The organism is Mediannikoviicoccus vaginalis (assembly GCF_928097925.1).
Taxonomy (GTDB): domain Bacteria; phylum Bacillota; class Clostridia; order Tissierellales; family Peptoniphilaceae; genus Mediannikoviicoccus; species Mediannikoviicoccus vaginalis.
In genome coordinates, this window is the sequence record NZ_CAKMRI010000001.1 from 792,439 (window position 1) to 806,573 (window position 14,135).

General features: G+C 34.2%; 16 protein-coding genes. 3 read left to right on the plus strand and 13 right to left on the minus strand.

What is annotated here, in order from left to right:
- Positions 1-79: 79 nt before the first annotated feature.
- Genes L6651_RS03915 through brnQ form a run of 3 tightly spaced genes read right to left on the minus strand, consistent with a single transcriptional unit; the run spans position 80 to position 3,048 of the window.
- Positions 80-817, minus strand: a complete 738-nt coding sequence (locus L6651_RS03915) for an NAD-dependent protein deacylase (protein ID WP_237036707.1) — start codon at positions 815-817, stop codon at positions 80-82.
- Between the two features lie 9 nt (positions 818-826).
- Positions 827-1,285: an 8-oxo-dGTP diphosphatase gene (locus L6651_RS03920; protein WP_237036708.1), complete on the minus strand. Its 459-nt coding sequence runs from the start codon at positions 1,283-1,285 to the stop codon at positions 827-829.
- Between the two features lie 41 nt (positions 1,286-1,326).
- Positions 1,327-3,048: a branched-chain amino acid transport system II carrier protein gene (gene brnQ, locus L6651_RS03925; RefSeq protein WP_237036709.1), complete on the minus strand. Its 1,722-nt coding sequence runs from the start codon at positions 3,046-3,048 to the stop codon at positions 1,327-1,329.
- 201 nt (positions 3,049-3,249) lie between these two features.
- On the opposite strand from brnQ, the gene L6651_RS03930 reads away from it, so the two are divergent.
- From L6651_RS03930 to L6651_RS03940, 3 genes are all read left to right on the plus strand, one after another.
- Positions 3,250-3,642 carry a DUF4430 domain-containing protein gene (locus L6651_RS03930; RefSeq protein ID WP_237036710.1) on the plus strand — a complete coding sequence of 131 codons (393 nt, stop codon included), beginning with the start codon at positions 3,250-3,252 and terminating at the stop codon, positions 3,640-3,642.
- Positions 3,635-4,138, plus strand: a complete 504-nt coding sequence (locus tag L6651_RS03935; protein ID WP_237036711.1) for a hypothetical protein — start codon at positions 3,635-3,637, stop codon at positions 4,136-4,138. Before L6651_RS03930 ends, L6651_RS03935 begins: the two co-directional genes overlap by 8 nt.
- A 63-nt stretch (positions 4,139-4,201) precedes the next feature.
- Positions 4,202-4,639 carry an Hsp20/alpha crystallin family protein gene (locus L6651_RS03940; RefSeq protein ID WP_237036712.1) on the plus strand — a complete coding sequence of 146 codons (438 nt, stop codon included), beginning with the start codon at positions 4,202-4,204 and terminating at the stop codon, positions 4,637-4,639.
- 27 nt (positions 4,640-4,666) lie between these two features.
- Here the strand turns inward: L6651_RS03940 and L6651_RS03945 are convergent, their stop codons facing one another.
- The 10 genes from L6651_RS03945 to L6651_RS03990 all read right to left on the minus strand — a co-directional run bounded on the left by L6651_RS03945 (position 4,667) and on the right by L6651_RS03990 (position 13,937).
- Positions 4,667-5,359, minus strand: a complete 693-nt coding sequence (locus tag L6651_RS03945; RefSeq protein WP_237036713.1) for a cytochrome c biogenesis CcdA family protein — start codon at positions 5,357-5,359, stop codon at positions 4,667-4,669.
- Positions 5,359-5,928, minus strand: a complete 570-nt coding sequence (locus L6651_RS03950; RefSeq protein ID WP_237036714.1) for a thioredoxin family protein — start codon at positions 5,926-5,928, stop codon at positions 5,359-5,361. The genes L6651_RS03945 and L6651_RS03950 overlap by 1 nt, the downstream gene beginning before the upstream one ends.
- Positions 5,929-6,009: 81 nt before the next feature.
- Positions 6,010-6,636, minus strand: a complete 627-nt coding sequence (locus L6651_RS03955) for a hypothetical protein (RefSeq protein ID WP_237036715.1) — start codon at positions 6,634-6,636, stop codon at positions 6,010-6,012.
- 34 nt (positions 6,637-6,670) lie between these two features.
- The gene (locus tag L6651_RS03960; RefSeq protein WP_237036716.1) at positions 6,671-7,474 is read right to left on the minus strand and encodes a hypothetical protein; all 804 of its coding nucleotides are present in this window, start codon (positions 7,472-7,474) and stop codon (positions 6,671-6,673) included.
- 130 nt (positions 7,475-7,604) lie between these two features.
- Positions 7,605-8,048 carry a Fe-S cluster assembly sulfur transfer protein SufU gene (gene sufU, locus L6651_RS03965; protein ID WP_055078348.1) on the minus strand — a complete coding sequence of 148 codons (444 nt, stop codon included), beginning with the start codon at positions 8,046-8,048 and terminating at the stop codon, positions 7,605-7,607.
- Positions 8,038-9,261, minus strand: coding sequence for a SufS family cysteine desulfurase (locus L6651_RS03970; protein ID WP_237036717.1), 1,224 nt, complete (start codon positions 9,259-9,261; stop codon positions 8,038-8,040). The genes sufU and L6651_RS03970 overlap by 11 nt, the downstream gene beginning before the upstream one ends.
- Complete coding sequence (locus tag L6651_RS03975; RefSeq protein ID WP_237036718.1) at positions 9,261-10,319, minus strand: SufD family Fe-S cluster assembly protein; 1,059 nt, start codon at positions 10,317-10,319, stop codon at positions 9,261-9,263. The genes L6651_RS03970 and L6651_RS03975 overlap by 1 nt, the downstream gene beginning before the upstream one ends.
- Positions 10,320-10,328: 9 nt before the next feature.
- Entirely contained in the window at positions 10,329-11,744 is a 1,416-nt protein-coding gene (gene sufB, locus L6651_RS03980) for a Fe-S cluster assembly protein SufB (protein ID WP_237036719.1), read from the minus strand.
- Positions 11,744-12,490, minus strand: coding sequence for a Fe-S cluster assembly ATPase SufC (gene sufC / locus L6651_RS03985; RefSeq protein WP_237036720.1), 747 nt, complete (start codon positions 12,488-12,490; stop codon positions 11,744-11,746). The genes sufB and sufC overlap by 1 nt, the downstream gene beginning before the upstream one ends.
- Before the next feature lie 124 nt (positions 12,491-12,614).
- Positions 12,615-13,937: a bifunctional folylpolyglutamate synthase/dihydrofolate synthase gene (locus L6651_RS03990; RefSeq protein WP_237036721.1), complete on the minus strand. Its 1,323-nt coding sequence runs from the start codon at positions 13,935-13,937 to the stop codon at positions 12,615-12,617.
- Between the last annotated feature and the right edge of the window lie 198 nt (positions 13,938-14,135).

A 14,135-nucleotide genomic window follows, 5' to 3' on the forward strand; every position in this document is an offset into this window, starting at 1 on the left:
ATTAATGATTTGAGTATAGAAAAAAACACGAGTATTGTCAATGAAATACCCGTGTTTTGGCTATACCTATTATTTATAGCTAGATATTAGCAAGCTGTGACATAGTGTTTCCAATGTCTTCGTAAAACACAAAGTCGGCCCTGCTGTCGTAGCTCGTTTTCGTTTTATTGATTAAAACCAAAGTGTCCCCTCTAAAATAATCTATAAAACCCGCTGCAGGATAAACCATTAATGATGATCCTCCTACAATTAAAATTTCTGCATTTTCAATTAAATTTATGGCGTTATTTATATTTTCTAAGTCCAGTGCCTCCCCATATAAAACCACATCTGGCCTTAAAACTCCACCACAGTTTGGACATTTTATCGAAAAATCTCTCTCCTTCATATCCTCAAAACTTAAGTACTTTCCACAGTTTACGCAGTGGTAGTCACGAAGGTTTCCATGAATTTCAACTACATTTTTACTTCCCGCAAGCTGATGAAGGGAGTCAATGTTTTGTGTCACAATGCCCTTTAGCTTACCCATATCTTCAAGCTTTTTAAGTGCCAAGTGACATTTGTTTGGCTTTGCCTCTTCATAGATTAAATTATTCCTCACATAGTCCATAAACTCCCTAGGATGTTCACTAAAAAATTCGTGACTAAGCATATACTCGGGGCTATATCCCTTGTTGTTCTTTTCATTGTAAAGGCCTGTAGCGGAACGAAAGTCCGGTATGCCCGACGCCGTAGATACTCCTGCTCCACCGAAAAAAACGATGTTGTTAGACTTTTTAATTATCTCTTTTAATTTATCAATATTATTTGAAGTCATAAATACCTCCTAATAGTACTTTACTTCTTCTAATTCCTTTCCATTAAAATAAAAAACAATCTCTTCGCACTTACCCATGTATAGCTCAAGCATTTCATCCATGGACGCAGACTTGTTTTCCATTTCTATAAATTCTTGTAGATCCATCCAAAATAATTTACCTTCGGGAGAGTCTTCAATAAGCTCACCTTCAAAGCTCTCTGTGTAATAGAGGTGGGACAAAAGCCTTTGGTCAATGCTCTTGTCATACCACTGAACGATTCCCTTTAGCTTGATATCACTAATGTCAAGGTTGGTCTCTTCCTTAATCTCCCTTATAACGGAGTCGTGAATTGACTCCACAGGCTCCACATGGCCACCGGGGAATGTTAACCCCTCCCAGCCCTCTTTAATTGGCTTATCTAAAACCAAGACCTCTTTTGTCTTTGCATTGTAAATCATACACATATTTAGTACTACTATTTCCATAATTCACCCACTAAAAAAAGATGGTATTACCATCCTTTTTATTAATTATTTTTCTTATACTCATTATATTCCACTTCAGTGTAGTATTTCAAATATCTATCGTTTAATAAAACGCCAAGGTTAAATAGAATTCCTCCAACGATGGTATTTAAAAAGTACATATTTGGTAAAAAGTACATCGCAAAAAATGCTAAAATCGTTCCAAATCTACTAAGAATCATTGCAGCCTTTGTCTTTTGTAATTTTTGGACATAGAAGTTATTCTTTAAAATTACATATCTAAAGGCGATGGATATTATGAATATGAATAGTCCAAAGATTGGAACAAATAGATTTTCTCTACTTATATAGTACTGGAAAATTCCTTGAAACATTATTATACTTGCAATTATTTGAAGCACCAAGCTAAACTTCCTAAGCAAGTGTAAGTTTTTATTTTTAAGTTGTCTAACAATTAATGCAAATACAAAACCTACAAGAGTTATTACAACCCAACCAAATGAGATGTCGTAAAGCGGAATGTTTTTACTGGCAAAACTAAGCGCACCTTGAACAAATTTTGTATTCTTTAAACCTTCAGGTAGCACCCCAAACACGTCAAACATTGATGCAATAGCAGTGAACACCAATGTTACTCTAAACACTGTCATATCATTTTTAAATAATTTTGAGGAAAGCACCAAAAATATCATTGCAATTGACAATGGATAAAGAAAAATAAGCACTGGAAGCGAAAGTTTTATTATTTGACTTAACCCAACATTTGAAATAACAAATGAAACAATTGCAATGGCAACTGCAAACTTTTTATAACTTACCTTTGGAAATATTTTGTTAAACACTTCGGAACATGCAGTTATAAGTCCTATGGCAGTTTTCAAGCATGCCACTGTAACAATTATGGCAAGGAGAATCTGACCCATGCTTCCCAAAAAGTATTTTGAAATATCGTAAAGGGCGATTCCTCCATTTTCTGCAGGTGATAATACTCCTAAACTAGTTGCGCCCATATATACCAGTGAGCCATATATAACAGCCATAAGCACTACCGTAACTATACCTGACTTGATTGTGTACTTAACTATTTCTCCTGGCTCATTAACTCCAATTTGTCTAATTGAATTTATAACTATTACTGAAAAGGCAAGGGCCGCCAACACGTCCATGGTGTTATAGCCTTCAACAAATCCCTTTGAGAAAGGAGAATTTTGATAGCTTTCCATAACTGGTTGCAAATTTGCATCTCCCATGGGTTTTATAAATGTAAAAACTAAAAGCACCGATAACACAATTAAAAACATTGGATTTAAAACCTTTCCTACATAGGTCATAATCTTGTTTGGATTTAATGCCAATAGAAGGGCAACTAAATAAAATACAAATGTAAATGCAAGTAGGATAATTGCAGTCTTACTTTCAGGAATTTTGCTGCTGATTCCAACTTCAAAAGATGTGGTACTAAGTCTTGGCAGGGCGAAGAAAGGCCCTATTGTAAGGTAGAGGCAAATTGTAAAAAAGTAACCATATCCCCTTCCTATCTTCTTCGTCATATCAAGCAAGTCCTCTGACTTACTATATCCAACTGCAAGGACTCCCAAAAATGGCATACCAACTGCAGTAGTTAAAAAACCAATAAGTGCTGGCACATAATTTTGTCCTGACAACTGCCCCATTAGCACTGGAAATATTAAATTTCCCGCTCCAAAGAAAAGTCCGAATAGCATGGAGCCAATTGCTAAGTAATTTTTAAAAGATTTTTTCATTTTTTCTCCCTTTAGTAATTTTTTCTCATTATACATTAGTTTTTAAATTTTTCCGATAGAAAGATAATAATATTTCTATTCGCTTTCAACAAAATTTTTCGTTATATTTCTACATATTATTTTAACACATGAATTAAGATTATTTCGATATTACTTTGAATATGTTAAAATAAATTTAACAAAAAAAGAAAGGAAGATAAAATGAAAAAAAGATTTTTAAGCATACTATTGCTATTAGCAGTAGCTTTTACATTTGTAGGATGTAAAAATAACTCTAATGCTGACTCAACAACTTCAAGTGAGTACAGTCTAGAAGCCACCATCGAACTAATTGAAGACGGAGAGAGCTTTAAAAAAGAAACTTTGGACTTTAACGAAGGTGAAAAACTCCTTGATGTTATGAAGAGAAGTTTAGAAGTTGAAGAAAAAGATGGTTTTATTACATCAATTGACGGTCACACCCAAGACGAAGGCTCAAAAAAGTATTGGTTATACACCGTTAACGGTGAAATGGCAGAAGTTGGAGCAAATCAATTTGAACTTCATGACAAGGATGAAGTTGTTTTTACATTGGAAGAATTAAAAAGTGAGTAATAAGAGAATAGCCCTGTTAGCAGTTTTAACGGGAGCCACCGCCCTTGGACGGATTGTAATGGCTCCCGTGCCAAATGTGCAGCCAGTAACTGTAATTTTAATTTTTTTATCCATCTACATGGGTCTTGCAGATTCCCTAATAGTCAATGCGCTGGTAATCTTTATTTCAAATATGTATCTTGGATTTGGCCCATGGACCTTTTATCAAATCCTATCCTACAGCATAATAATATTTCTTTCCTTTTTTCTTTCTAAAATAAAAAAATTTAAAAATTCAATGCTACTTCAAACTGTCTTTGCAGCTTTTAGTGGAATTTTTTATGGATTTATCATTTCAATATTTACTGCCGCCATGTTCTCTAAGACCACAAACTTTTTTGTGTACTACTTAAACGGACTTTACTTTGATATAATGCATGGAGTTGGAAATGCAGTACTATATGTATTGCTTGTTCCCCCACTGAAGATTGCACTTGCTAAATATAAAAAACTTTGACTTTCTTTGACCTACCTGGTATAATAATTATAGGTAATGGACTTCTACAAAGGAGATGATAATATGTTTAAAAAAATTTCACCAAGAAAGACAAGCGCATTACAAGGTCAATTTAAGGATCTATATGGTATGATGGATGATTTTTTCACTGAAAATATCAATCTATCTGGTAATACAAATTTTAAAGTAGATGTAAGAGAATTAGAAGATTCATATTTAGTAGAAGCAGAATTGCCTGGATTTAAAAAGGATGAAGTAAAACTTTCATTTAAAAATGGCGAACTTACCATTGACGCTGAAAAGAGAGAAGAAACTGAAGAGACTTCTAAGGATAAAAACTATGTTCATAGAGAAATGAAGTACAGCTCTATGTCAAGAACATTATACTTTGAAAATGTAGAAAAAGAAGGTCTAAAGGCAAAGTTAAATGACGGAATACTTGAAGTAAAAGTTCCAAAGACCAACTCAAAAAGTGAAGATGACTATATCAATATAGACTAAAAAAAGGGATAGCCGAAGCTGTCCCTTTTAAAATGCATTCCAAAACATATAAAAACCTATTAATAGTACTAAAAATCCTAAAATATTATTTAAAATATTTCCAACCTTTGAATAAGTTTCACTATTTTTCATCTTTTTTACATATCCAACTGAAGTTCCTGAAAGAATTATTAAGAAACTATGTCCCAGTGAATACATAAGCATCAAAAGTATTCCCCAAAGAATATTTCCCGTGCCTGAAAGAATTCCAAGAAGTGCAACTAGTACTGGCGTTGAGCATGGTGATGAGAAAAATCCTCCGACAATTCCCGCAAGGAATGCACCGATGCTTCCTCTCTTCTTGTCCTTCATCATAAGTTTTTTTGACGGAATAAAATTATAGATGCCCCAGGTTTGAAGGGCCATTAAAATCATTAGCACTCCAAGGATGATATACCATGTTCTCGAAGTGTTTCCAATTAATTTCCCCGCCAACATTGCAACAACGGAAAGACTTACAAAGGTTATTGCCATTCCAATTGCAAATAGCACCGAATATTTGAAAGCCCTCTTAGTGTCCCTCTCTTCAAGGCCTGATACATAGGAAATTATAAGGGGAACCATGGAAAGGCTACAAGGTGTAAGGGAAGTTAAAATCCCTGCCACAATTGCAAGTACCGGCGCTATCCACACATTGTCCCCTATAACCTGTGCAATTTGACTGAGCCAATTTTGAATCATTACTCTTCAACTCCCATTTCCTTTACAATTTCAAGAAGCTGTTCTTCATTTAAGAAGCCTTGATGAATTGTAAACATAGGTTTTTTTGTAACCTTGTGATTGTACATTTGAAGTTGATACTTCTCCCTTAGTTCCTTGCTCGGTTCAAAAGGAGTTCCATCGGCGTTGTAAAATATTTGAGTTGGAATAACTTGAATTGGCGCTTCCTTTGCCGCATCTGGGTTTTCGTCAATATCAACGTATTTTACAAATGCCTTTCCCACCATCTTCTCATGAAAACTTTTATACTCTGGCTCCATCATTCTACATGGTGGACAGGTGTCTGATCCATAGTCAATTATCGCAGGAAGACCTGCCTTTGCATACTCTTCAAGCTTTGGAAGTCCACTTTCTATGTCAAGTGAAAAGTCTCCCTCTACATCTGAGTTTGCAGTTTCAGTTGAGTTAACATTTGTTTCAACATTAGAAGAGGTTTTTAAACTCTCCTTATTCTTAACAAAGTACATTCCTACAAGTGCAAGCACTATTACAATAGGAAGTACAATCTTCATTGTTTTATTGTTCTTCATATTTACCTCCTGAATTAATAATACCCATGTTAACATATAGAAAACATGGGATATAAAAAGACCCTAAGTTAGACTTAGGGCTTACTTCTCTAAATATTCAGGAAATTCATGCACTTCTTGTCTTGTTTCATCCTCTAATAAATCTAACAGATTAGCTCTTTGGAGTTCTTTAAGCTCTTCTCCAGTTGCTGAAGTTGCTTGTCCATAGTACTCAGGTCCATCGTTATTCACATCGTCTCCTGCTACCTTACTCAGAAACAAACTTAAATTTTCATATGAACTTCCATAATAATTTATTACTTTTAATGAATCTTTATCATCTTTCATTACAAGTCTTATTTTTTGGGGGTTTTCTTCATTATTAAATATCTTTAAATCTGCATCATAAATAAATTCTTCATCTATTTTACTAACTTTTTCATTTATAATTTCAATATGAGATTTACCCCCTAATAAACCTAATTTTGAGTGTATTTCAATTGAACTTTGCCTTATATACATTTCCTTATTAAACATTTCATTATCTGGATCTAAATATTTTTCATACATTTCTTTATAATCATAAGGTTTTTCGGTTAGGATATAACTTTTCACAAAATTATGTGCAAACTCTTTTACCTCTTTATCCGTTATCTCAGTTTTTTTATTGCATCCAAATAGTATAAATATAGACAACAGTACCACTAATATTTTTGAAAGTTTTTTCATTTTATTCTCCTTATATTAAGAGGGTGGATTATGTTTAAGGTGTCTCACAATCTTCATCCAAGCTCATTGCAGGAGGAGCTGTTAATCCTTCTCTTATATTTGCAAGGTTTTGAAGTTGTGCTTTTCTTAATTCTTCTAAAGAATTGTAGATTGTTTCTTCTGGTTCTTCTTCCGTTTCATCGTCTGATTTAACCGGGGATATTCCCTTAGGCTCAGAGCCATTTAAGTAAGTTGTTGTCTTTGAGCTTAATTTTTCTGATGGCTTTAGACTTTCTTCTAATGGTTTTATCATTTCCATATCTTTATTTAATCTAAAGGATATTCCGTCGTTAAGGCCATATAAATCTGTTACATAGAGCTTACCATTATCATTTTCTACTGTAATGATTATGCTACGGTTCATACCTTGAGAACTCTTTTCAGGATCTGTTGAATCAGTTTTGCTATTACTAGTTTCCCAAACTTCATCAAAGGTAAGTTCAACTCTGTAAAGATTTTTATATTTTTCCTTTAACTCCACATTATTAAACTCATGTTTAAAAAGTGTTATCTCAAGTCCATTATCTTTAAAATCTCTAACGATGGAATGGTCTACTGCATTTCTAACTTCCATTTCAGTATTGAAAAGCTCATTGCCTGGTTTTAAATATTTTTCTTCAATGTCTTTGTAGTCCATTGGTTTTAAAGTCTTATAAGTTTCATCTGCAAATTCCTTTGCAAAGCTTAACACTTCAGACTCAGTTAATTTGTCCTTCTCTTCACTTTGCTTTGCATATGCCATATATCCCAGTGGAATTATTAAGCATAGCGCTAACAAAATTGCCAATAATTTTTTCATTTTTAACCTTTCTACCACCCTCATCTTTATTTTACATCAATAATAATTAAAATGATATAGCTTAAATCAATCTTAATAATTTTGTAATAATTTTGTAATGATTTTGTAATAATTAAAAAAAGAGATACCTCTATGATATCTCTCCTTGTTCGTCTATTGCATTTTTAAGTGTATGCCATGCAAGCACTGCACATTTTACCCTTGCAGGCATTGTCGAAATATTTTTGAACACATAGCCCTCTTCAAGTTCTTCTTCTAACTTTTCGTCGTCTGTCTCTTCTCCTCTAATCATCTTAAGAAAAAGATCAAGCTTTTCATAGGCCTCTTCAACTTTAAGTCCTCTTATTTGGTCGCACATAATTGATGTGGATGCTTGGCTTATGGCACAACCTATTCCAGTGTACGCAATGTCCTTTACCACACCATCTTCTATGTCAACTCTAAGGGTTATATCGTCACCACAGCTTGGATTATGTCCCCTCTCTTCCATGGTGTAGGGATCTAACACCCTTTTATTACTCTTGTCTTGGCTATGTTCAAGTATTACTTGTGAATAAAGTTCATTAAGATCCAAATCCCATTACCCCCCTTACGGTTTTAAGTTTTTCTATAAAGTATTTTGCCTCTTCCAAATCGTTATAAAAGTATGGACTAACTCTATTTGATGCAGGTATTCCCAAATATTTTCCCAGTGGTTGGGCACAGTGATGTCCAGATCTTATGGCGATACCATATGAGTCTAAAATTGTTGCAACATCGTGGGGATGTACATCGTCAATTGTAAATGTAATAACACCCTGTCTCTTACTTGCATCTTTGGTCCCAACTATATTTACATGTGGAACTTTCTTTATCTCTTCCACCAAGTACTCCATCATTTCACGATTGTGTTCTTCTATATAATCAAATCCCACATCATTTAAATAATCTACGGCAGCCTTTAATGAAACAGCTCCTTCAACATTTTGAGTTCCCGCTTCAAACTTGGTTGCTCCCGATGCAAATGTGGTTGTTTGCTCTTCAACATATTCTATCATGTCGCCACCTAGTAAGAATGGTTCCATCTTTTCAAGTAACTCTGACTTTGCATATAGAACGCCAATACCCATTGCTGAAAGCATTTTGTGGCCTGAAAATGTATAGAAGTCACAGTCAAGTTCTGTAACGTCCACAGGAATATGTGGAACTGCTTGGGCTCCGTCTATTACAGTAACTGCTCCCACATCTTTAGCTAGTTTCATAAGTTTTTCTACCGGCGCAATTGTACCAAGTACATTTGAAACATGATTGAATGCGACAATCTTTGTGTCTTCGTCAATCTTTTTAAAGTCCTCTTCCAAGTACTCTCCAGTTTCTCTATCTATATAGATATATTCAAGTTTTGCTCCAGTCTTTTGGCAAACTCTTTGCCATGGAACGATATTTGAATGATGTTCTGCAATTGTTATTACAATTTTGTCTCCATCTTTAAGGAAATTTTCCCCATATGACCTTGCAACAAGGTTTAATGCTTCCGAACCATTTTTAGTATACACAATTTCATCACTTGACTTTGCGCCAATAAACTTTGCAACTGCCTCTTTTGATTCTTCATATTCCCTTGTGGAATCTATTGAAAGCACATGGGCCGCCCTATGAGGGTTACCGTTATATTTTGTATCATATTCTTCAACGGCTTTCAAAACCTGTAGTGGCCTTTGGGAAGTTGCTCCATTGTCAAAGTAAACAATGGGTCTTCCCTTAACCTCTCTATTTAAAATTGGAAAATCTTTTTTGTATCTATTCATTAAATCATCTCCAACTTTGCATCTAGTGAGGAGATTATAAAGTTTCTAAGTTCTTCATCTTCAATTCTGTCAAAAACACTTGAGAATGAACCTTCTACAATCATCTTCTTAGCTTCAATTTCAGTAAAGCCCCTACTCATAATATAGAATAGAATTGTTTCGTCAACCTGCCCTGCTGATGCGGCGTGGTTTCCTGCAACATCATCTTCTCCTGCAAGAAGAATCGGTATAGCAAATGACTTTACCTTGTCATTTAGAAGGATTACATTTTCTTCTTCGTCACCTTCAGCGCCTGTACATCCCTTTACAAAGTCCAAAGTACCTCTAAAGTATTTCTTTGCATTATCCTTTAGTGCACCCTTTACTTGATAATTTCCATTTGTATTCTTACCAATGAATTTGATGTCGTTGTAAAGGTCTGTTAAAGAATTTCCTTCGCCGGTGTAGATACAGTTAATATCTGCATGGGACTCGTCTCCCTTAAGGTCAGAAACATAGTGATAAAGAGTTTCTTCTCCTTCAAGATTTACAATAAGGTAATTTAAATATGCATCTTCTAAAAGTTCTGTATATCTATGTTCAATATGTCTCTTTGTCTTTTGTCTTTGTACCTTAACAATATTAATTTTAGATCCACGTTCTCCATGAACCCTTGTTAGTAAATTTGTATATCCGTCTTCTTCTTCGCCTCTAAAGTCAAGAGTTAAGTTAATTGTACTGCCCTCTTTAGCATAAATGGAAAGATCTGAAATAATATTTTTGTTATCTTTGTCCATTGCAAAATCCAAATACACATCTACAACTTCATTTTCTTTTGCAACGATATATTTCTTAAAGTTTGCTTTTTCCATAGCCTCCTTTAAAGACTCTTTGCTTGCACCTACAAAGGTTTCTGGAATTTTAATTTCATTTTCAATTGAATCGCTTAGAAATTCTTCTCCCTTTTTAATAGGATTTAATTTATATTCTTTTATATCTTTGTTTAAGTCTTCAAGAGTTACGGAGTTTGCCTTTGTCCATCTAAAAGTTAAGACTGGAAGTTCGTTATAAATTGTCATATTTCCCTCCTAACCTATGGTTCCCTTTAATTCAAGGTTTATTAAATTGTTCATTTCAACAGAGTATTCAAGTGGTAATTCCTTTGATACTGGTTCAACGAAACCTCTAACAACCATGGCATTGGCTTCCTCTTCAGAAATTCCTCTACTCATTAAATAGAAGATGGTTTCGTCAGAAATTCTACCAATCTTTGCCTCATGTCCTATATCCACATCGTCATTTTCTATTATGATTGCAGGTATGGTATCTGCTCTTGATTCATTATCAAGCATTAGAGACTCACAATTTGTAGTGGCCTTTGATCCATGTGCATTTTTTGCAATGTGAAGTAGACCTCTGTAGATGGCGTTACCTCCACCTTTAGAAATTGACTTAGTATTTGTGTTTGAAGTTGTGTTTGGTGCCGCATGAACAACCTTTGTTCCTGTGTCAAGGTCTTGTTTTCCTGAAGCAAATGTAACTCCAGTAAATTCACTATGAGCTCTTTCTCCTCTCAATATACTCATTGGATATAGATAGGATACTCTTGAACCAAATGAACCACTAACCCATTCAATGGTACCGTCTTTGTCAACAAGAGCTCTCTTAGTGTTTAAGTTGTACATGTTCTTGGACCAGTTCTCAATTGTTGAATATCTTAAATATGCACCTTCTTTAACATGAAGCTCTACAGCTCCTGCATGAAGGTTATTTACATTGTATTTAGGGGCAGAGCAACCTTCAATAAAGTGACACCATGCACCTTTTTCAACTATTATAAGCGTATGTTCAAATTGTCCTGTTCCAGGAGCGTTTTGTCTAAAGTAAGACTGAATTGGAATATCCACATGAACTCCTTCCGGAACATACACAAATGAACCACCTGACCAAACAGCTCCATGAAGGGCAGCGTATTTGTGATCAGTTGGTGGTATAAGCTTCATAAAGTATTCTTTTACGATTTCTGGATACTCTTTTACTGCAGTATCGAAATCTGTGTAAATAACACCTTGGTCTGTTAAGTTCTTTTGAATGCTGTGAAAAACAACTTCAGAGTCGTATTGTGCTCCAACTCCTGCCAGTGATTTTTGGTCAGCTTCAACTAGACCTAGCTCATCGAAAGTGTTTTTAATATCTTCAGGAACATCGTCCCAAGAATAACTTAATTCTGAATCAGGTCTTACATAGGTTATAATATCGTCTACATTTAAATCGGAGATGTCCGCACCCCATGGTGGGTTTTCAAGTTTGTTATAGATTTCAAGTGATTTTAATCTAAACTCAAGCATCCACTCTGGTTCATTCTTTTGAGCAGAAATTTCACGAATAATCTCTTCGTTAAGTCCAGCTCTAGTCTTATATCTATAATTAAATTCGTTCTTTCTGTCTAATAACTCTCTATTGAAATCCTCAATATGAGTCCTTTCCCTTTTTGTTTCAGACATTAAATCACGTCCTTCTTGTATGCATCGAATCCGTTTTTGTCTATGTCGTGGGCAATTGACATATCCCCTGACTTAACAAGTTCTCCATCAACGAATACGTGAACAAAGTCTGGAGAAATCTTTTCTAGTAGTCTAATTTGATGAGTGATTATAATAATTGCATTGTCTTCGTTGTGGAAGTCATTAATTCCTTGAGAAACAATTCTAATTGCATCAACGTCAAGACCTGAATCCGTTTCGTCTAAGAAAGCAAGAGTTGGATCTAAAACCTTTAGTTGAAGAATTTCATTTTTCTTTCTTTCACCACCGGAAAATCCTACATTTAAATATCTTTGTGCATAGCTTGGATCTATTTCAAGAGTTTCCATTTCCTTTTTAAGCTCTTTGTTGAAAGCCAAAATCTTTTGCTTTTCCCCTGTAATTTCAGTCTTTGCAGTCTTTAAAAAGTTTTCAACAGAAATTCCTGGAACTTCGATTGGCGCTTGAAAAGACATAAAGATACCTTCTCTAGCTCTTTCATCTACTGCAAGGTCGTTAATTCTCTTTCCCTTGTAATAAATGTCTCCATCGGTTATTTCGTATTTTGGATTACCCATAATGCAGTTTGCAAAAGTTGTCTTTCCTGCACCATTAGGACCCATGAACACATGTATTTCTCCCGCATTTATGGTCAAATCAATTCCCTTAAGAATGTGATTGTCTTCTACTCTAGCATTTAAATTTTCTACTCTCAGTAGCTCTTTCATGTAAACCTCCCTTTCCTACCACTTTAGTAGGTTATTTCATCAAAGTTATGTGTTAAATCTCTCGATTTCCATTATATTACATTTTGTAAAAATAGAAAAGGTCGAGAGTTATTTAAAATAATATTTAATTGGTCAAAAAATTTCTGATTTTTGCAATTAAGTAAAGTGATCCTGTTATAACTACAGGTCCATTTCCATTGCTTTTTTTAATTGCCATTTCAACTGCTTCCTCTGGGTCTTCAAATCCATATACATTTGAAACTCCAAAGCCCTTTAGTGTTTCAACGGCGTCATGGACAGGAAGTTTTCTTCCTTCAAAGGGAACTTCCGTTAAATAAAAATCGCAATTTAATTTTGCCAATTTGGAATATATCTTTTTATATTCCTTGTCCTTTAATATGCCGACAACTAGATTGAATCTTTCAGAAATATTTTCTTCTATGAATGAAACAAATCCATCAATTCCATCTTCGTTGTGTGCGCCATCCATTAAAACGTCAATGCCTTTATATTTAATCCATTCAAGTCGTCCAGGAATAAACGCCTTTGAAAGGCCACGCTTAATAGATTCACCTTTAATACTATACCCAAATTCTTCATTTAAAATCTCAATTACTTCAATTGCCATGGTAGAATTATAAATTTGATTTTCTCCCACCATGGATAAGGAAAGATTATCAAAGTTTTCATATGAATAACTTGAACCATTTTTATTTATATTTACATTTTTTATATTACTAAAATCAGGTGTAGTCATCTTTGCATTTAGCTTTGATGATTTTTCCTCTATAACTTTTAGTGCTTCTTTTGGAATTGGGTATGCCAGCACTCGGTCTCCTTCTTGAATAACACCTGCCTTTTGTGCGGCAATCTCTTCAATGGAGTTTCCCAGTACACCAAGGTGATCAAGTCCTATATGAGTTATAACGTCAATAAGTTTTCTCTTAAAGACATTGGTGCTATCTAAAAGACCTCCAAGGCCAACTTCAAAAAGTGCAATGTCCACATTAATGGACTTAAAATGTTCGATTGCTACAATGGTTGAAGCCTCAAAAAAAGAAAGAAAATTATCCTCGTCAAATTTATCCTTCCAATTTCTTAAAATATTTAAAAGTCTTTCACTGTATTCCCTATAACTTATATAACCACTTGAAGTCTTTATGGATTCTGTATCAGATATGATTGAAGGGCTCGAAAAAAAACCTATGTTTAGATTTCCCTCTTCTAAAATAGATTTTATAAAAGTTCCCGTAGAGCCCTTTCCATTTGTTCCTGCAATGTGAATTACTTTTAAGTCATCCTGTGGATTTCCTAAAAATTCTAAATAACTTTTAATTCTATCCAAGGACAAATCCATTCCAGGTCTTGGCCAGTTCTCTTTTATATTAAAATAAATGTCTTCCCAATTTGAATCCTCTTTTGGTACAAAATTAAAAATATCTTCCATACTTCATCCTACCTTACTCATATTCTCCATTATAACATATAAATGATACCCAAATTCAATAGTTCGAATTTATTTACGCAAATAAAAAAGGATAAGTTCTATTTGTTTTTAAACTTATCCCTTTAATAGAATTTTATTCCGATTCTAGACGAACTTTTTGGTTCTATCACCTATTATCAAATCCTTTCGTCTAATAAT